This window comes from Haloferula sargassicola (assembly GCF_040362925.1).
In the GTDB taxonomy this organism is placed as follows: Bacteria; Verrucomicrobiota; Verrucomicrobiia; order Verrucomicrobiales; family Akkermansiaceae; genus Haloferula; species Haloferula sargassicola.
In genome coordinates this window covers 37,211-56,620 of record NZ_BAABRI010000013.1, presented here as the reverse complement: position 1 = coordinate 56,620, position 19,410 = coordinate 37,211, and the positions used below count along the sequence as shown (strand labels likewise).

Annotated in this window: 14 protein-coding genes, 1 tRNA gene and 1 pseudogene; 11 read left to right on the top strand and 5 right to left on the bottom strand. The window is 64.3% G+C overall.

Annotated features, from left to right (window positions below; genetic code table 11):
• Positions 1–37: 37 nt before the first annotated feature.
• The 7 genes and pseudogenes from ABXH26_RS12325 to ABXH26_RS12295 form a co-directional block, all read left to right on the top strand.
• A pseudogene (locus ABXH26_RS12325) lies at positions 38–703 on the top strand (ABC transporter ATP-binding protein); the annotation flags it as partial.
• Positions 704–792: 89 nt separating this feature from the next.
• Positions 793–1,527, top strand: a complete 735-nt coding sequence (locus tag ABXH26_RS12320) for an ABC transporter permease (RefSeq protein ID WP_353567373.1) — start codon at positions 793–795, stop codon at positions 1,525–1,527.
• 40 nt (positions 1,528–1,567) lie between these two features.
• On the top strand, positions 1,568–3,511 hold the full coding sequence (locus ABXH26_RS12315) for a Gldg family protein (protein ID WP_353567372.1): 1,944 nt from the start codon (positions 1,568–1,570) through the stop codon (positions 3,509–3,511).
• Between the two features lie 28 nt (positions 3,512–3,539).
• Positions 3,540–4,841: a DUF4340 domain-containing protein gene (locus ABXH26_RS12310; RefSeq protein WP_353567371.1), complete on the top strand. Its 1,302-nt coding sequence runs from the start codon at positions 3,540–3,542 to the stop codon at positions 4,839–4,841.
• Positions 4,842–4,971: 130 nt separating this feature from the next.
• The gene (locus tag ABXH26_RS12305; RefSeq protein ID WP_353567370.1) at positions 4,972–6,558 is read left to right on the top strand and encodes an NAD(P)/FAD-dependent oxidoreductase; all 1,587 of its coding nucleotides are present in this window, start codon (positions 4,972–4,974) and stop codon (positions 6,556–6,558) included.
• A gap of 89 nt (positions 6,559–6,647) precedes the next feature.
• Positions 6,648–6,722 (top strand) — tRNA-Met (locus ABXH26_RS12300).
• 169 nt (positions 6,723–6,891) lie between these two features.
• A complete protein-coding gene (locus ABXH26_RS12295) occupies positions 6,892–7,125 on the top strand; it encodes a hypothetical protein (protein WP_353567369.1) in 234 nt (77 codons plus the stop codon).
• A gap of 883 nt (positions 7,126–8,008) precedes the next feature.
• On the opposite strand, the gene ABXH26_RS12290 is transcribed toward ABXH26_RS12295, so the two are convergent.
• A complete protein-coding gene (locus ABXH26_RS12290; RefSeq protein WP_353567368.1) occupies positions 8,009–10,429 on the bottom strand; it encodes a discoidin domain-containing protein in 2,421 nt (806 codons plus the stop codon).
• 359 nt (positions 10,430–10,788) lie between these two features.
• Between ABXH26_RS12290 and ABXH26_RS12285 the strand changes: the two genes are divergently transcribed.
• Positions 10,789–12,624 carry a phosphoenolpyruvate carboxykinase (GTP) gene (locus ABXH26_RS12285; RefSeq protein ID WP_353567367.1) on the top strand — a complete coding sequence of 612 codons (1,836 nt, stop codon included), beginning with the start codon at positions 10,789–10,791 and terminating at the stop codon, positions 12,622–12,624.
• A 104-nt stretch (positions 12,625–12,728) separates the two neighbouring features.
• Here ABXH26_RS12285 and ABXH26_RS12280 read toward each other — a convergent pair whose 3' ends face one another.
• Positions 12,729–13,445 carry a phosphatase PAP2 family protein gene (locus ABXH26_RS12280; RefSeq protein ID WP_353567366.1) on the bottom strand — a complete coding sequence of 239 codons (717 nt, stop codon included), beginning with the start codon at positions 13,443–13,445 and terminating at the stop codon, positions 12,729–12,731.
• A complete protein-coding gene (fabG, locus tag ABXH26_RS12275) occupies positions 13,435–14,247 on the bottom strand; it encodes a 3-oxoacyl-ACP reductase FabG (RefSeq protein ID WP_353567365.1) in 813 nt (270 codons plus the stop codon). Before fabG ends, ABXH26_RS12280 begins: the two co-directional genes overlap by 11 nt.
• Positions 14,248–14,508: 261 nt before the next feature.
• Between fabG and ABXH26_RS12270 the strand changes: the two genes are divergently transcribed.
• Positions 14,509–14,712: a ChaB family protein gene (locus ABXH26_RS12270; RefSeq protein WP_353567364.1), complete on the top strand. Its 204-nt coding sequence runs from the start codon at positions 14,509–14,511 to the stop codon at positions 14,710–14,712.
• A 1-nt stretch (position 14,713) separates the two neighbouring features.
• Here ABXH26_RS12270 and ABXH26_RS12265 read toward each other — a convergent pair whose 3' ends face one another.
• Positions 14,714–15,349 (bottom strand): YcbK family protein, encoded by a 636-nt coding sequence (locus tag ABXH26_RS12265; RefSeq protein ID WP_353567363.1) that lies wholly within the window; start codon positions 15,347–15,349, stop codon positions 14,714–14,716.
• 95 nt (positions 15,350–15,444) lie between these two features.
• Between ABXH26_RS12265 and ABXH26_RS12260 the strand changes: the two genes are divergently transcribed.
• Positions 15,445–17,298, top strand: coding sequence for a glycoside hydrolase family 15 protein (locus ABXH26_RS12260; protein WP_353567362.1), 1,854 nt, complete (start codon positions 15,445–15,447; stop codon positions 17,296–17,298).
• A 6-nt stretch (positions 17,299–17,304) separates the two neighbouring features.
• Here ABXH26_RS12260 and ABXH26_RS12255 read toward each other — a convergent pair whose 3' ends face one another.
• Entirely contained in the window at positions 17,305–17,892 is a 588-nt protein-coding gene (locus ABXH26_RS12255) for a hypothetical protein (protein WP_353567361.1), read from the bottom strand.
• Between the two features lie 90 nt (positions 17,893–17,982).
• Here ABXH26_RS12255 and ABXH26_RS12250 point away from each other — a divergent pair, with 90 nt between their 5' ends.
• Positions 17,983–19,374 (top strand): sulfatase-like hydrolase/transferase, encoded by a 1,392-nt coding sequence (locus tag ABXH26_RS12250; protein WP_353567360.1) that lies wholly within the window; start codon positions 17,983–17,985, stop codon positions 19,372–19,374.
• Positions 19,375–19,410 lie beyond the last annotated feature (36 nt).

The window sequence follows — 19,410 nt, the reverse complement described above, 5'->3', positions numbered from 1 at the left end:
GCGGCTCGGGCCGTTCCGCGCCAAATCCATTTCCACCATGATCGAAGTCGAGAATCTAACGAAACAGTTCGGATCCAAAACCGCCGTCGACCACCTCAGCTTCTCGGTCCGGAAGGGCGAGGTGCTCGGTTTCCTCGGACCCAACGGCGCCGGCAAATCGACCACCATGCGCATGGTCACCGGCTTCCTGCCGCCCACCTCGGGCGTCATCCGCATCTGCGGCGTGCCGGTCATCGACCGCCCGAAGGAGGCCAAGAAGCACGTCGGCTACCTGCCCGAGTCCGCCCCGCTCTACAACGACATGACGGTGATCGGCTTCCTCAAGTTCGTGGCCGAAATCCGCGGCCTCCGCGGCAGCGCCAAGTCCCGCGCGGTGGAGAGCGCCATCGACACCTGCTTCCTGCAGAGCGTGGCCAGACAATCGATCGACACGCTTTCCAAGGGCTACCGCCACCGCACCTGCCTCGCCCAGGCGCTGCTTCACGATCCCGAGGTGCTGATCCTCGACGAGCCGACCGACGGCCTCGATCCGAACCAGAAGCACGAAGTCCGGCAGCTGATCCGCCGCCTCGGCGAAACGAAGGCCATCCTTTTCTCCACCCACATCCTCGAGGAAGTCGAGGCCGCCTGCACGCGGGCGGTGATCGTCGATCAGGGCCGCATCGTCGAGGACGGCACACCGCAGGAGCTGATCGCCAAATCCGGCACCGGCTCGTTGACGGACCTGTTCCGTCAGGTAACCACCCGCGACACCGTCGAAACCGCCGCCTGAACCCCCGCTTTCCACCTCCCATGAAAGACGTCTGGACCATCTACAAACGCGAGCTCGTCAGCTACTTCAGCCAGCCGATCGCCTACGCCATCATCGTCATCTTCCTGCTGCTCTCGATGGTGTTCACCTTCACCCTCGGGAACTTCATCGAGGCCGGCGACGCGTCGCTGACCTACTCGTTTTTCCTCTACCTCCCCTTCATCCTGATGGTGCTGGTCCCCGCCGTGGGCATGCGCCTGATGAGCGAGGAGCTGCGCACCGGCACCATCGAGCTGGTCGGCACCTACCCGATCTCGCTGTGGGCCGTGATCGTCGGGAAATTCAAGGCCGCGGCGACTGTATGGCTGATCGCGATCGCCCTGACCTTCCCAATCTGGGTCACCGTCAACTACCTCGGCGAACCCGACAACCTGGCCATCTTTTCCGGCTACATCGGCGCGGTGCTGCTGGCCTGCACCTTCCTCGCCATCACCCTGCTGGTGTCCGCCTTCACCCGCGACCAGGTGATTTGCCTGATCGTCTCGTCGGCCATCTGCATCGGTCTGGTGTTCGCCACCTTCGACCCCTTCGTCCGCCAGTACTCGAAAACGCTGAGCCCCGGCATGCGCGACGCGATCACGTCCCTCGGGGTCTGGGAACACTTCCTGTCGCTGGCCCGCGGCGCCTTCCGCCTGCAGGACTTCGTCTGGTTCGCCTCGATCATCGTCGCCTCGCTGTTCGGCACCTCCGCCATCCTGTCCGCGAAGCGCTCCTAATCCCCTTCCCGAATTCCCAAGCTCCACGCTTTTCAAAACCATGAGCAAGGACTCCAAGACCCTTCACCCCGTCGCCCGCGCCGGCCTCGCCATCGGCGCGCTGGCCGCCATCGTCGTCGCCGGCAACATGCTCGTCGCCTCCCTCGGCATCGGCCACAAGACCCTCGACCTCACCGAGGAAAAGGTCCACTCGCTGTCGGACGGCACCAAGGCCATCCTCCATGACCTCGCCGCGCCGGTCGTCATCCGCTACTACGCCACCCGTAGCAGCGACTACATGCCGGAAGAGCTCAAGCTCCACATGCGCCGCGTGGACGACCTGCTCGCCGAGTATCAGAACCTCGCCGGCGGCAAGCTGAAGATCGAGAACCTCGACCCGCAGCCCGACACCGACGCCGAGGACGCCGCCAACCTCGACGGCATCAGCGGCCAGCAGATCAACGACGAGAACCTGTATTTCGGCATGGCCGTGTCCTGCCTCGACCGCACCACCACCCTGCCGTTTCTCAACCCGCAGGATGAGACGATGCTGGAGTACAACATCTCGCGCGCCATCGCCGAGGTCAGCGCCACCCGCAAGCCGACGGTGGGTGTGATGTCCGCCCTGCCGATCAGCGGAGGCGCCCCCTCGATGCCCGGCCAGCAGCCGCAGCAGCCGTGGGTCATCTACAACCAGCTCTCGCAGTCCTATCAGGTCGAGGACCTGACCATGACCCCGGGCGAGATCGATCCGGAAAAATACAGCGTGGTGCTGCTCATCCACCCGGCCGAGATCACGCCGGAAGCCGAGTTCGCGCTCGACCAATACGTGCTCAAGGGCGGCACGGTCATCGCCTGCATCGATCCCTTCTCGGTGACCGCCCAGATGATGGGCGGCGGCAATCCGATGATGGGCCAGCCGGGCACCCCGACCTCGTCCACCCTGCCGACCCTCATGAAAGCCTGGGGCGTGGAGATGCCGACCAACCAATCGGTGGGCGACGCCAGCTACCAGACCAACATGAACCGCGGCCGGCCCGGCCTCGCGGTGCTGACCGTGCCGGAAGACGGCATGCCGCAGAAGGACAGCATCGTCACCAAGAACCTCAACAGCGTGGTCTTCTTCCTGCCCGGCGGCATGACCGCATCCGGCGGTGCCGGGGTGGCGGTCGATACGCTGGTCAATTCCTCGAAGGACTCCGGCCTGGTCGACAACCTGCCGGCCTCGCGCCTGGATCCCTCGTTGCTCACTTCCTTCCGGCCCGATGACAAGGTCTACGACCTCGTCCTCCACCTGCACGGCAAGTTCAAGACGGCTTTCCCCGAAGGCGATCCCGCCAAGGCTGCCGAGAAGAAGGACGAGAAACCGGATGACGCCACCGCGGACGCTGATGCCAAAAAAGACGAGCCCAAGGAAGAAACCGGGCCGAAGGCGCTCACCGAAGGCGCGAAGGAAGGCAACGTGTTCCTGATTTCCGACGTGGATGCCTTCTACGACCAGTTCGCCTACGCCGTGCAGCGCCTCGGCAACATGCAGCTCGCCCAGCCGATCAACGGCAACTCCTCGCTGCTCTTCAACCTGATCGACCAGGCGGCGTCCTCGACCCACCTGATCGGCTCCCGCAGCCGGGCCGCGACCAGCCGGCCGTTCACCGTGTTCAGCAAAATGGAGGCCGATGCCAACCAGCGGGTCGGCGAGAAGATCACCGAATTCGAGACCAAGGCCGACGAGGCCCAGCAGCGGCTCAACGAGCTGCAGGCGCAGAAGTCCAAGGGCAACGAACTCTACCTGACGCCCGAGCAGGAAAAGGAAATCCAGGCCCTCCGCGAACAGGAGGTCGATGCCCGCAAGCAGATCCGCGAGCTGCAGAAGGACCTGCGGCGGGACAAGGACCGCATCGCCGGCAACATCATCGCCTGGAACATCGCCGGCATCCCCGCCCTGATCGTGATCGTCGCCGGGGCTCTGCTCATCATCCGCCGCGCCAGCACTCGTGCCCGCTGAACTCCGAAACCCCTTCATTTCCTGACCCATGAGCAAGAAACAAGTCATCGTCCTGTGGATCGTCGCCGCCGTGCTCATCCTCGCCGTGGTGGTGGTGAAATCCTCCAAGTCCGAGGCCTTCGAGAGCGCCACCGCGCGCGATCGGGGTGACACCCTGCTTCCCGATTTTCCGGCCGAACAGGTGGCCAAGGTCGAAATCAAGCGCGGTGACGACACCGTGACCCTGACCAAGGGCGAGGCCGGCTGGACCGTCGCCGAGCGCGACGCCTACCCGGCCAACGTTTCCAACATCAATGACCTGCTGCGCACGGTCGATGAAGTGAAGGTCACGCAGGGCATCGAGGCCGACCCTTCCTTCGCGCCGCGCTTTGGCATGGATCCCGAGGCCACCGACGAGGAGGAAAAGGGCACCGACCTGGTGCTGTCCGACGCCTCCGGCAAGGAACTCGCCCACCTGACCTTCGGCAAGACGCTGGAAGCGGCCAGCAACCCGATGAGCCCCTTCGGCGGCGGCTCGTCCGGCCGCTTCGTGATGAACCACGCCGACGAATCCGGCGTTTACGTCACCAGCGAGGTGTTCCCGACCCTGACCGTGATGGTCGAGCGCTGGCTCGACGACACCTTCCTCAAGGTCGAGAAGATCCAGTCGATCCAGGTCAGCAAGCCCGGCGAAGAAAACGAAACCGCGTGGGAGGTGACCCGCGACACCGAGAACGGCGACTTTTCCCTGGTCGGCAAGGCGGACAACGAGGAACTCGACCCGACCGCGCTGAATCCCCTCAAGAACCTCTTTTCCTACGCCCGATTCGAGGACGTGATCCCTGCCGACAAGGCCGAGGCCATCTGGAAGAAGGACCAGCGGCAGACGGCGGTCATCAAGACCTTCGAAGGCCTGACCTACCACGTGACCTTCGGCCCGGCCGAAAAGGAGGACACCGCCGATGCGGACGCCCCCGCCCCGGAAAGCTACGCCATGACCGTCACCGTAACCGGCGAGGTGCCCAAGGAGCGCAAGAAGGCCGAGGGCGAAACCGAGGAAGCTGCCAAGGAGGCCGACAAAGCCTTCGACGAGCGCAAGAAAGCGCTCGAGGAAACGCTCGCCAACACCCGCAAGCTCGAAGGCCGCGTGTTCAAGGTCAGCAAATACACCGTCGAGCCGCTGCTCAAGGATCGCACCGGCCTGATCAAGTCCGCGGCTCCCGCCCACACCGCCCAGCCAAACCCCGGAATGCCGGGATTGCCGGGCCAGGCCCCACGCCGTCCGGTGCAGGCCGTCACCCCGCCGATCCAGATCCCGCCGATGCCCCCGGCCAACGACGGCGGCGAATGACTCTCCCAAGCCCGCCCTCACCGGCGGGCTTTTTCTTTCCCTTCGCCGACCTCGACAAACCCTTGCCGATGTCAGAATCGGCGCTCCTCCCCTTGCCTCCACGCGCCTTCGGGGTCAGCATGCCGGCGTCATGGTCTCGCCTGCGGAAAGCCCCTCCGATCCATCCCGCTACGATGTCGTCATTATCGGCGGTGCTTTTTCCGGCAGCGCGCTCGGCATTCTCCTCAAGCGCGAGCGCCCGGAGATCCGCATCCTGATCCTCGAAAAATCCACCGAGTTCGACCGCAAGATCGGCGAGTCCACCTCCGAAGTGGCCGGCTGTTTCCTGACCCGCGTGCTCGGGCTCTCGAACTACCTCGCCCGCGAGCATTTCCAGAAACACGGGCTGCGGATGTGGTTCACCACGCCGGAAAACCACGACCCCGGCCATTGTTCGGAGATCGGCCCGTTTTCCCAGGCCCGTTTCCCCACCTACCAGCTCAACCGCGCCAAGCTCGACCAGCACCTGCTCGACGAAGCGCGGAAGCTCGGCTGCGCGCTCGTCCGCCCCGCCACCGTCAAGGACCTCGACCTCGCCGGCGCCGGGAGATCGACCGTCACCTTCAAGGCCGATGGCGTGACCCGCACGGTCACCGCCGGCTGGGTCGTCGATGCTTCCGGCAAGGCCGCCCTGATCGCCCGCAAGCGCGGCACCCTCGTCGGCCTTGAGGACCACCCGGTGCACTCGATGTGGGTCCGCTTCCAGAACGTGCGCGACCTCGACAGCCACGCCTGCCACATGGGTGCTCTGAAGATGCAGCCCACGCCCGTTGTTTCCCGCGGCTCGGCCACCAACCACCTGATGGGGCGCGGCTGGTGGTCCTGGATCATCCCGCTGGCCAATGGCGAGTTCTCCGCCGGCGTCACCTGGGACGAACGCCTCTGCACGCCACCGGCCGAGGGCCCCGTCGGGGAAAGGGTCAAGGCCCATATGCTCAGCCACCCGGTCGGCAAGTTGATGTTCGAGAACGCCGTGCCGGTCGAGAACGATGCCCGCATCTACAAGCACCTTCCCTACCGCTCCACCGAGGTCTGCGGCGATGGCTGGCTGGCGGTCGGCGATGCCGCGGGTTTCATGGATCCTCTCTACTCCCACGGCCTCGATTTCTGCGCCCACAGCGTCTACATCGCCAACCGCGTGATCCTTAACGCGCTCTCCGGCCAGTGCGTCAAAGCCCACCTCGCCGGGCATTTCGAGCAGTACCAGGAAAGCTACTTCCGCTGGTTCAACGCGCTCTACCGCGGGAAATACCAATATTTGGGCGACGCCCGGCTCATGCGAGCGGCCTTCCTGCTCGACATCGCCACCTACTTCATCGGCCCCGTCCAGTTGGTCTATCGCGTGACCGACCTGGAGTTCTCGAAGATGCCCTACAACGGCCCGATCGGGAACGTCTTCGCCAAGTTCATGGCGCTCTACAACCGGCGCCTGGAAGTCATCGCCCGCAAGCGCCTCGCCGCCGGCACCTACGGCAGGGAGAACCTCGACCACTCCTACCTCATCCGCACCCCCTTCAATGCCGGACTCGGGGCCATGCGACACTTTTTCCGCGGCGTCTCCATTTGGCTGGGCCTCGAGCTGGAGACCCTCTTCCGCAGACCGATTCCCGCTCCGCAGCACAAACCGAAGCCCGCCAAGCCGGTCGCAAGCTCCACCGAACACGAAGCCGTCGCCTGATAGATTGAAATCGGGGCGTTTTTCTGTTGTCAGTCCGGGAATCCGCTAGTAATTCCGCGGCCCCGGGGCGTTTCGTCCCGCGCGTCAATGGCAGGGTAGCTCAGAGGTAGAGCAGAGGACTCATAAGCCTTTGGTCGCGGGTTCAATTCCCGCCCCTGCTACCATCATTGAATCTCCAAGAGTCACGAGATTCCCCCAAAAAAGCCCAAGCCGGGAACGAAAGTGGGGACAAATCCAGCAAGGACGAACACGTTTTTAGCGTCCTTCAGTGCTCCGATTGATGCGCACTTCGTCTGATTGCAGCGGTGATTCGGACCTGTTAGTATCCGCGGCGTGAAGACCATTGATGAGGCCTTTGCTGAACAGCAGCTCGCTCTTGATCGGGCAGTCGCGGCCAGCCTTGCGCTGCAGCAGTTCCGCTCCCTCCACACCGCGGGAGAATGGACCCCTGAAATCGGCGGCGCCCTTCAGCCGCTCCTCAGGGAGCTGACCACCGCCGCGGAGTCCCTCGGCTACAAATCACGGGTTGCCCTACTCTACAACGAACGCAAGCTGGGTCTTCGCTGAAACGAAAAGAGCCTCGGCTGCTCGCAATCGGGTCCAGGGGCCGAGGTGGGTCGGAGGAAGACCGCCCTCAAAGGAACCTGGCTTACACCTCCGCCAGCGCGGGGGCGTCGGCTTCAGGACTGTGGAGGTTTCCCGGTCCCCACCCGCCCTTGAGGGCGAATGGAAGGGAACCGAGACGGGGATCGCCGGGTCACTGCTGCCCACACACCCACGCTCAGTAACGGAACCGATCCTCAACCAACTCGGCCGGGGCAAGGAGAAGCAAGAATACGTTCTCCGTGCTGCTTGCTTAATCTTTTGGAAGATAGCACTGGACTGCCTTCCGGTATCCAGGGCGAAGGTCGTCGTCATTGGGGGCAGTGGTACCAGAGCTTCGCAAGGGATTTCTTGAAGTGTGCTTCGAGGGCGTTCGGGAGCCGGACAACATTGACTTCGAGCAGCTTAAAGACGGGGAATATGGCCCAAGGACCTTCGGCCAGGAATGTCACCTCACTTGGCCCAGCTTTTGCAGCGGCGCCCGCCCTCGGCGGGCTTCACGTCGCCGAGAAACTCGAGTCCCACGCTTCATTCGACCCCTTCCGGTTATGGCGATCTCCTTTTCAAGAATCCTCTTCAGGTTCCTCCACAATCTTTTCAAGCCGAGGTGGCGTCGGCAATACGAGCGGATGCAACGACAGAGGCAACGGTGACCCTTCGACCCTGACGGTCCGAAGGCTTTTCATTCGTCCTCCAAATCCATCGCCCGCCCTTCGTGGCGGGCCCTCTTTCGCGCCTCACCGCCCTCCATGAAATGACAAGGGCTGATGACCGTGTTCCCCATAAGGGGCGGCCATCAGCCCGGTGGAATCATCGAATCTTCGCCAAACCGGCGAAGATCGTTCCTTTATTCTTCCTCCACCCGGATGAACAACTTCGTGCCCGGAGTGAAGGCGACGGTTCTGGACGTCTGGCCCGCCACGCCCGCGATGCCTTCCTCGAGCCGGGTGGACCAATCCTGGAGGTCGGGAGACGAGGCGATCCGATAGGTGGTGCTCGCATCGGACCTCCACACCAGAGTGATCTCACTGGTAGCGAAGTTGATGCTGTAATCAAGCAGCTGCAGTCCCCCACCGGAAATTGTCGGCGGTCCCTCGGTGACCACCCAACGCGTCACGTCATGGCTTTCCGCAAGGCCCCCGGTGCGGGCGGCGAATCCCATCCACGATTTTCCGTCCGAGTGGACGGCGCCGCAGTCTTCGAGCGTGATAGCCAGTCCCGTCACCACGGCAATGCCATCCATATAAACGTTGAGATTCCCCGGAAGATAGGCGACGCGCACCTGATAGGGAGTCGGCACGCTTTCGCCATCCGGCACCTTCCCAAGCCGCGGAAGATCCGCACCGACGCCCAGCTCGAGGCCGGCAACCGTGGTCAGGTCCACCGTCTGGAGCACCGTGCCGCCGTTCAAGACCCGCAGGACCGCGTTGCTCGGATCACCCGGGTCGCCCGCGTTCTGGAATCCATCGAAGGAAATGTTCAGCGAGTTCTCAGCCAGGCCCAACTCGTGGGTCGCGGGAGTCGCCAGCGTTCCCAAGGGGTGGTTCTGGATCATGAAACTCATGCCATCCGCACCCACGCCGCCGCTGACGACGTGCATGTCGAACTCGGCATCGAATCCCTCGGAAACCGCGACCCGTTCGCGCTCCCACGCCGTGCCGTTCTGGCTGTTGGTCCGGGGTGTGAGGCGCAGACGCTCACCGCCGCCGGGCAGCGCGATCTCCGGATCCACAAGGATCGCCGCGGCCCCATACAGCGCGAATTCGTCGCCCGCCGCATCGAAGGTCGGATAGTCGATTCCGTTCGGCAGCACGGGGATCACCGTGATTTCCACGTCCTCCGTCGCCGTCAGTCCCCCGTCGCCCACTGCGGTGAGGGTATAGGTGGTGGTTTCCGTCGGATACACCACGACCGATCCGCTGTCGGACACGGCACCGATGCCACTGATGCTTACCGTGTCCGCGCGCTTGACGTCCCAACTGAGGGCGACCCCCGAACCGCTCACCGCGATCGAGTCCGCCTCGAAGCTCTCCACCGAGGGCCCCAGGGGCACCAGCGACGCTCCAGGGAGGCTGATTTCCGTGATGGCCTTCCGGTTGGTGGTGGTGTTGAAATCGAAGCTGGTGACGTTTTCGATCAGCGTCCAAGGCCCCTCGGGATCGTTGCTCCCCTCCATATACCAACGCACAGGGTCCCGGGTCGGGGCATCGTTGGCGGTTTCGAGGCTGTAACCCATGATCGCCGGAGCCTCCTCACCGAGGTCGAGCTGCACCCCGCTGGTCTTGCTGAAATCCAGCCACTTGGTTCCCAGGTCCCCATCGATCAGGTTTTCCGGTCCCTCCGTCGCGTTGCTGTTGCCGCCCGGGAGGCTTTGCGCCGCGACCGGCATCACCACGTCGATGCCATTCGCATGGAGGAACAAGAGGTTCGCCAGCTGCACGCTGTTCGCCAGCTCGTTGGAACGCAGCTTCGTCGGGTAGAACCGGATGTAACGGTAGTTCACCGAGCCGCCGGCGATCGTCCTCACCGTCACTTCAGCGGTGGAGGTGCCGGCACTGTTCGTCGCCGTCAGGGTGTAGAGCGTGTCGCTGTCGTCTGCCGGGCTCACCGTGGTCAAGCCGGAGCCGGCGACGGAGCCGACCCCTTGGCTGATGCTGATCGAATCCGCCTGCCCGACATCCCAGACAAGATCGCTGACATCCCCATTGGCGATGATCACCTCTTCGGCGGAGAAATCGGCAATCACCGGAAGGTCCGGGAGGTCGAAGTTCTCGACGTAGGTTTTGCGGTCCGTTGTGGTCGGGTAAAACTCGCGCCGGTCGACCGGCTCCCAGCTCGTCATGTCATCACTGCCGGAGAGGGTCCAGACGATCGGATCCCGACCGTTGTCGTCATTGGCGGTGGCGAAGGTGTAGCCGTCGATGGTGACGTCGGTGCCGAAGTCGAAGATGATTGGGGAAAACGCCCCGCTGTACCACTTCGTATCGACGCTGCCGTCGATCAGCTTCTCCGCGCCCTCCGCGGCATCGACCGCATTCGTCCCGCCGGGGTTCTCGACCACCACGCCGGCCATGCTGACGGGAGATCCGCCGAGGCGGAATTGGAACTCGGAGAACTGGATCGCGCTGGCCCGGGTCCGCACCATGGTGGGTTCGAACCGGAAATAACGGTAGGTTTTTTCCGCGGCGGACAATGGGACCGCGGCGGCAAGAAGTAACAGCAGGGCACGGGACAGCCCCCCTGCCGGGTGATTTGGATTTGATTTCATGGGTTTTTAACAAGGCGAACGAGGCGATGAAGCCTCGGCAACGGAGAGGTCAATGGGACCTCTTGTTGGAACTCACTCCAGCTTTCGACCGCAGGTTTAGTGCAAGGAAGGATTCTCGGGGAAATCTGCCCAATTCGCGGTGGAAACGGACCCCGAACGAGCAGGGCCCCGGCAAAAGCCGGCAGCCCTCGAAGCGTTCCGGGGAGGGACCGGGGACCGGTCGGTCGAAGCGAATCCGCGCACGCACCCCGCATGTCTTTTCACCCGACAACCCCCACTGCGCGAATCTGGTTCTGTTTCGACCATATTATCGGATCCCATTGCCGTGCACGTGCGTTTCCCGCCATAACAACCCCGCAATGAGCAACCCTACCAAACACGAAGCCCTCGCCGCCTGGGTCGAGGAAATGACGCAGCTCTGCCAACCTGACGCCGTCGAATGGTGCGACGGTTCTCAAGAAGAGTGGGAACGCCTGACCCAGCTTCTCTGCGACAAAGGCACTTTCACCCGGCTGAATCCGGAAAAACGGCCGAACTCCTTCCTCGCCCGCTCGACGCCATCGGACGTGGCCCGCGTGGAAGACCGCACCTTCATCTGCACCCGCCGCAAGGGTGCCGCCGGTGGCACCAATAACTGGATGGACCCCAAGGAAATGAAGGCCATCCTCAAGCCGAAGTTCACCGGCTGCATGAAGGGGCGCACGATGTACGTCATCCCCTTCTGCATGGGCCCGCTCGATTCCCCGCTGGCCAAGGTCGGCGTCGAGATCACCGACAGCGCCTACGTGGTGACCAACATGCGGATCATGGCCCACATGGGCCGGAAGGTGCTCGACCGCCTGGAGGCCGAGATCGCCGGCGAGCTGCCGAAAAAGCGTGACGGCCACGGCACCTTCATCCCCTGCGTCCACACCGTCGGGGCGCCGCTGGAACCCGGACAGGAAGACGTCACCTGGCCCTGCAACGAGGACAAGTACATCTGCCATTTCCCGGAAACCCGCGAGATCTGGTCCTACGGCTCGGGCTATGGCGGCAACGCCCTGCTCGGCAAGAAGTGCCTCGCCCTCCGCATCGCGTCGAACATCGCCCGCGAGCACGACTGGATGGCCGAGCACATGCTCGTGGTCGGCATCGAGTCGCCGGAAAAGGAAAAGACCTACGTCGCCGCCGCCTTCCCCAGCGCCTGCGGCAAGACGAACCTCGCCATGCTCATCCCGCCGAAGGAATACGCGGACAAGGGCTGGAAGACCTCGATCATCGGCGACGACATCGCCTGGATGTGGGGCCACGAGGACGGCACGCTGCACGCGATCAACCCGGAAACCGGCTACTTCGGCGTCGCTCCCGGCACCTCTTACGACACCAATCCGATCGCCATGGACTCCATGAAGGAGAACGCGATCTTCACCAACGTCGCGCTCACCGATGACGGCGACGTGTGGTGGGAAGGCCTGACCAAAGAGCCGCCGGCCCACGCCATCGACTGGAAGGGCAAGGACTGGACGCCCGACAGCGGCGAGAAGGCCGCGCACCCGAATGCCCGCTTCACCGCGCCGGCCGAGCAGTGCCCGACCATCGATCCCGACTGGCAAAATCCCGACGGCGTGCCGATCTCGGCCATCGTGTTCGGCGGTCGCCGCCCGAACACCATGCCGCTCGTCTACCAAGCCTTCAACTGGTCGCACGGCGTCTATGTCGGTGCCACCATGGGCTCGGAAGTCACCGCCGCCGCGATCGGCCTCAAGGCCGGCGTCCGCCGCGACCCGATGGCCATGCTGCCCTTCTGCGGCTACAACATGGCGGAGTACTTCCACCACTGGCTGGACATGCGCGACAAGGTCAAGCACCTGCCCCGCTTCTTCCACGTCAACTGGTTCCGCCTCGACGAGAACGGCAAGTTCCTGTGGCCCGGCTTCGGCCAGAACATGCGTGTTCTCGAATGGATCGTGAACCGCTGCAAGGGCCGCGTGGCCGGTCACGAAACGCCGATCGGCTGGACTCCGAACTTCGAGGACTTCAACTCCGAAGGGCTCGAGGGATTCAGCGAAGAGCAGTTTCACAAGTGCATGGCCTTCAACCCCGACGAGTGGACCGACGAGCTGGTCGACCAAGGCAAGCTCTTCATCAAGCTCTACGACCTGCTGCCGAAGGAGATCGTGTTCCAACGCGAGCTGCTCGCCGCACGGCTCAGCTGACGGTTTTTCCAAAAACCCGACTTCAAGGGGTGGGCCACAGGGTCCACCCCTTTTCTTTCGGGAGGGTGGCACCCAAGCTTCAGTTCGCCATGCCGCGCGGCGGGCTAGATTTCACTCGCCACCCGCCCGCCCTCCATCAGCCCCGCGGCGATCCACACGAGCATCGCCCAGGCTCCACCGAGCGCCCAGCCCGCCAGGACATCGGTCGGCCAGTGGACCCCGAGGAACACCCGGCTCAGGCCCACGGCCAGCGTCACTCCGATCGAGACCGCCATCACGAAGGCCCGGACCCGACGCCTTGGCTGGATGCGGGAAACCAGGATCCCGAGGCTGAGATACACCAGCGCCGACATCATTGAGTGGCCGCTGGGGAAACTGGGGCTCGTCACCAGCGCGCCGTGCTCGACGAGGTCCGGACGCGGCCGGTCATAGCCGATCTTGAGCAACTTCATCGCTACCGTGCCCAGGCAAACCGACACCACACCGAGTGCCGCGAGCCGACGGTTTCCCGCCAGCAAGGTCATGCCGCAAGCCACGAAGGTCACGCAGGTCAGCAGGGTCCCGCCGCCCAGCGAGGTGATGTCGCGGGCCGCCTCGGTCAGCCCGGGCGGCCCGATCGGATCCTGGGGATCTCCGGTCTCGCGCATCGCGAGGAGGATGGTCTCATCGACCTGCCGGGTCTCCGACTCCCCGACTTCCTCGGCGATCTCGAAGAAGCCCACCACGCCGGCCAGCGCGGCCAGGGCCATCAGGTGCTTCGTCCAGTGCCGGCGCAGGTTCCGCCACATCCACGCCGCGCGGCGCTCGATTTCAGCCTCCATGGGAAAAGCTCGGGTAGGCCGTCATTCCGCCGTCAACCGTGACCGTCGTTCCCGTCACGTAGGAGGCGTCGTCGGAAACGAGGACCCGCGCGATCCGGGCCACCTCCTCGGGCTTGCCGACGCGCTGCATGGGAATCTTCGTTTTCAGGTCGGCCATCATGTCCGGATCGTCGCGCACCTCGGCATTGATCGGCGTGGCGATCGCTCCCGGGGCCAGCGCCACCACGCGGACCCCGACGTTTTGCAGCTCCAGTGCCAGCGATCGGGTCAGCATCGCAATCCCCGCCTTGGCCGCGCAGTAGGCGGCGTGGCCCGCCCACGGGATGGTGTCGTGGACCGACGTGATGTTCAGGATCACCCCGCGCCGCGCCAGGATCATGTCGGACAGCACCGCCTGGGTGCAGAGAAAATTGCCGCGCAGGTTGGTGGCGATGACCTTGTCCCACTCCTCGAGCGCGATTGACGCCACGGTGGCCTCGTCACCATCGATCCCGGCGTTGTTGACCAGGATTCCGATCGGTCCCAGCTCGCGGGTGATCGTTTCCACGCAGGCAGCCACGGACTTCGCGTCGGCCACGTCGAGCTGACAGACTTCGGCGGTGCCGCCCGCCTCGCGGATGGCATCGGCCGTTTCCTCGGCACCCTCACGGCCCGAGTGATAGGTCACGCCGACATTCGCGCCGGCGCGTGCGAGTTCGATCGCGATCGCCCGGCCGATCCCGGAGCTGGAGCCGGTGACCAGAGCCACCCGGTCGTTCAACGGTCGGCCATGGCCCTTAAGTTCGGGCTCGGGCTCGAGCATTTTTCGCGAGGCGGCCCCGGCAGCGGGCGAAGTTCCGGAAGGCTCCGGAGATAGACTGGTTGCCATGGCGCAGCTCCTCGCAACGCCCGTGCCGCCACCGGATGGCCACAAATTCCGAGCCCGGATGGCTTCCAGCATTGCATTTCACCCCTCTGGCCCGCCCGTGGTTTGCGATTTGAGCCGTCCAGCGGCCCGCAGAGAGCTCCAGCTCCCATGGCTTCGTGGTGTGCAACTCGGTACGGCAGACGCTGGACGTCTGATATGGAAATCGCATCCACACGCTATCTTCCGAAAGAGGTCAGAACCACGTTGCCCGACGATGCCCTGAAGGTCTACGACGAGGCATTTGCCAATGCCAAATCGAAATACGAGAACGACCCCGCCCGCGCCCACAAGGTGGCGTGGACGGCGATGGAGCAGGAGTTCTACCTCGATGATCGCGACGATCGCTGGAAAAAGAAATGACTCACCAAGTCGCGTTGTAGCCTCTCGTATCGACGTGAACGAAGCTTGGATAAAGCCCGACTCCGCCGCGGAAAAACCCCTCCGCACGAAGGTGCTTGGCCATCCGCGCCACATGCTCCGGCGAGGTGTCGAAAATCAGGTCAAGCGCCCGGTTTTCAATGTGCTGCGATCGCGTCGCAGCCCCGGGACATTGGGCATTGTAGGCCGGGCTGCGATAGACGGAGGCGATCACGCGCAGCGGCACGCCCAGCCGTTCCCGCATCTCATCGGCGACCTTGAGCGTCGGCCCGAGGCGTTCCCAGAGCTCGCGCGGCGGCAGGTGGTTCGGGACGCCGCAGCGGGTGCGGTGATGGGCGTTGATCACCTCGTGGGGGCGGATGTGGCGGAGGCCGAGGCCGCCGAGGTAGCTCGCATACGCTTTTTCCGTTCCGGAAAACCGCGGCTCGCAGGTCGAAGGACGCGGCTGAGGCGCATCGGACCTCGGGACGCCGATCGGCTCAGGGGTCGGAAGGTATTTCTCCCGCCACTCGCTGGCGAGTTCGCCCAGTTCGCGACGGTGCGCGCTGCTCCACAGGCCGACCATCGGGAGCGCCGCCGCGAGGGAAAAGGATCGGTCGATGAACGACCGGCGGGACATGGGTTTCATCGCCTGCTATCCAAGCAAAACACGGCCGGAAATCGTCGCGTGGAACCACGTAGCGACCCGCATTTCTCCGGCCCGCCTCCCCTTTCATGAATGACGACCCACGCTACCCGCCGATCGCCGAGTATGGCGTGATCGGCGACCTCCGGACCATTGCCCTGGTGGGCCCCGAAGGCAGCATCGAATCGCTGTGCTACCCGGACTTCGACTCGCCCTCGATTTTCGCCGCCCATGTGGACCGGGAAAAAGGCGGCCATTTCCGGATCGATCCGGTGCTCGACGAGCGCACTGAAAAACATCTCTACATCCCGGACACCAACGTCCTGATCACCCGCTATCTGTCGGAGGACGGAGTGGCGGAAGTGTCGAGCTTCATGCCGGTGGGCGAGCCCGAGGAAAACCTGCCGCAGGCGCTCGTGAGGCGGGCCAAGAGCGTCATCGGCGACATCGAGTTCGCGCTGCACTTCGCCCCGCGCTTCGATTACGCCCGGGCCGAGCACCGCACCCAGCGGATCGATGAAAGCACGGTGCTGTTCGAGTCCGAGGGGCCCGACCGCCTGCGTCTGAAGCTCCACGCCACCGTGCCGCTCGAGATCCGGGGGGGCGACGCGGTCGCCACCTTCACGCTGCCCCAGGGCGAGCACGCATCCTTCGTGATGGAGGGGCTCGACGAAGGGGACTCGGCCGTCTGCGGGCGGCCGGATTTCTCAGTCGAGGCCTTCAAGGACACCTGCAACTTCTGGCGCCGCTGGATCGGGCGCTGCACCTACAACGGACGCTGGCGGGAGGCCGTCCACCGCTCCGCGCTGGCGCTGAAACTCCTCACCTCCCGGCGCTACGGCTCGATCATCGCCGCGCCCTGCTTCGGCTTCCCCAACGAGATCGGCGGCGAGCGCAACTGGGACTACCGCTTCACTTGGCTGCGCGACGCCTCGTTCAGCACCTTCGCCCTGATGCGGATCGGCTACACCGAGGAGGCCGGCGCTTTCATGAAGTGGCTGGAGGACCGGATCACCGAGGACGAGGACGATGCCCGGCTGAAAACGATGTATCGCATCGATGGTTCCGACATCGATGGCGAGGTCCATCTCGATCACTTGGAGGGTTACCGGAAATCCAAGCCGATCCGGGTCGGCTCCACGAACTTCGACCAGCAGCAGCTCGACATCTATGGCGAGGTGATGGACTCGATCTATCTCTACGACATCGCCGGCTCGCCCGTCTCCCACCGGCTGTGGCGGAACATCCGCGAGCTGGCCAACCACGTCTGCCGCCACTGGGACGAGCCCGATGCCTCGATCTGGGAAGTCCGCAGCGGCGACCGGCACTTCCTTTTCTCGCGCATCATGTGCTGGGTGGCGCTGGATCGTGCGATCCGGCTCGCCGCCAAGCGCGGCCTGCCGGGCCCGGTGAACGACTGGGAACAGCAACGCGACGCGATCTACGAGCAGGTCTTCGATGAATTCTGGGACCCCGGGCAGCGCGCCTTCGTGCAGTTCCGCGGCGGCACCGCGCTCGATGCCTCATCGCTGGTCATGCCACTGGTGCGCATGATCAGCCCGACCGATCCCCTGTGGCTCGACCATCTGGACGCCATCTCCAAGTCCCTCGTCCACGATTCCCTGGTCGACCGCTACAAGGTCGGCGAGGCGTTTTCCGACTGCCTGAGCGGCAAGGAGGGCAGCTTCACGATCTGCTCGTTCTGGTTCATCGAGTGCGTTTCGCGCAGCGGCGACCTCCAGCGGGCCCGGCTGATGTTCGAGAAAATGCTCGGCTACGCCAGTCCGCTCGGCCTGTTTTCCGAGCAGCTCGGCAAGCGCGGCGAGTCGCTCGGCAACATCCCGCAGGCCTTCAGCCACCTCGCGATGATCAGCGCCGCCTTCGATCTCGATCGCCGCCTCAGCCGTGAGCCCTCCGCGCACATCAGCGGCGGAAAAGGCTGACCGCGCTCAGCAGCCTTGCTCGAGGTAGATCTCCAGCACTTCCTGCGCGGTGGCGGCGTTGAGCAGCGGCTTGGCCCGCCCGGCGTGGAACTCGGCCTCCACGTCCGGCGGCACGTCCTCCTGCTTCTTTTGGGAAAGGATCGTCGGCAGAGCGTCGGGGTCCTTCGAGGTGGCCGCGCGCGACAGGTGACGCACGCATTTCCCCTCCTCATCGTAGTAGTAGCGGTCCTCGCGCCGCGTGTCCTCGGTGACCGGCTTGTCCGGCGTGCCGCCCTCGGCGAATCGCCACGACTGGCCGACGAGATAGATGAAGAACACGTCGCCGTTCCGGAAATAGTAGTGATCGGTGCCGCCCCCGTGATCGCCGGCCACGTAGTCCACGGTCACCGCCGCCAGCCCGTCCGGGAAGTGCCGGATGCTGACCGTGCCCGAAAACGGATCGCCTTCCTGCTCGAACTTCAGCGTTTTTTCGCTGACCGGCTTGCCATCATCGATGGCCGCATACCACTTGCGGATTTGGGCGATCCTGTCCTCGACCTCGGCGGAGGCGAGGGCGATGGAGGCCACGAAGAGGCAGAGGATTTTCGCGATCATGACCGGAATCCTGCGCCGGAATCCCCGTCATGGGGAAGCCGAATGATGGTTTGCGTGTAACAATTGGCCTCCTCGGGGAATACCAAGAGCATGCTCCGTGCGATTCCCATTCTGCTGCTCGCTCTCGCTTCCCTGCTTCACGCCGCGCCCCGGCCCAATGTCATGCTGGTGTTCATCGATGACATGGGGTGGGGCGACTTTTCCTGCTTCGGCAACGAGGCGGTGAAAACCCAGCACATCGACAAGCTGGCCTCCGAGGGCCTGAAGTTCGAGCAGTTCTACGTCAATTCGCCGATCTGCTCGCCCTCCCGCACCGCCATTTCCACCGGCCAGTATCCGCAACGCTGGAAAATCTCGTCGTACCTCGACAACCGCGCCCAGAACGAGCGCCGCGGGATGGCCCAGTGGCTCGACCTCAAGGCCCCGATGCTCGCCCGCTTTCTGCACCAGTCCGGCTACGCCACCGGGCATTTCGGGAAATGGCACATGGGCGGCCAGCGCGATGTCGGAGACGCCCCGCTGATCACCGAGTATGGCTTCGACCAGTCGCTGACGAACTTCGAGGGCCTCGGCCCGCGCGTGCTGCCGATCCTCGATCCGCACAACAGCAATCCCACCAGCCGCTGGGACCTCGGCAGCGCCAAGCTCGGCCACGGACCGATCGAATGGGAGGACCGCTCCAAGGTCACCACCCGCTTCGCCGATGCAGCACTGGATTTCATCAAGAAGGCGGAAAAGAACGACCAGCCCTTCTACGTCAACGTCTGGCCTGACGATGTCCACTCGCCCTTCTTCCCGCCCGGCGACCGCAAGGGCGAGGCCAAGCGCAAGCTCTACCAGCGCGTCCTTGATGCCGCCGACGAGCAGCTCGAGACCATCTTCGACTACATCCGTAGTAGCGACAAGCTGCGCGACAACACGCTGATCCTCGTCTGCTCCGACAACGGCCCGGAAAAAGGCGCCGGATCGGCCGGGCCCTTCAAGGGCTACAAGACGGAACTCTACGAGGGCGGCGTGCGTTCCCCGCTGATCGTCTGGGGCCCCGCCTTCGTGGCCAAGGACCAGACCGGCAAGACCAACACGAGCTCCTTCATGGCCGCGATCGACCTCGCGCCCTCGCTGCTCAAGTTCACCGGCACCGAGGCTCCGGACTACAAGCCGGACGGCGAGGTGCTCACCGACACCCTGCTCGGCAGGGCCACTGATTCGCGGGAAAAGCCGCTCTTTTTCCGTCGCCCGCCGGATCGCCCGGGTGAAAAGGGCCAGGACCTTCCCGACCTCTCGGTTCGCGATGGCAACTGGAAGCTCCTTTGCGAATACGACGGCTCCAAGCCCCAGCTCTACGACCTTTCCAAGGACCGCGAGGAGCGAAACAACCTCGCCAGCGGCAAACCGAAGGTCGTCGCGCGCCTGAAGAAGGAACTCCTGGCCTGGAATCAGTCGATGCCCTCCGACAAGGGCGCGGATTTCGAGCGGGAGTGATCTTTTGACAAAGTTCTGACGCAATCACTCCGCGAG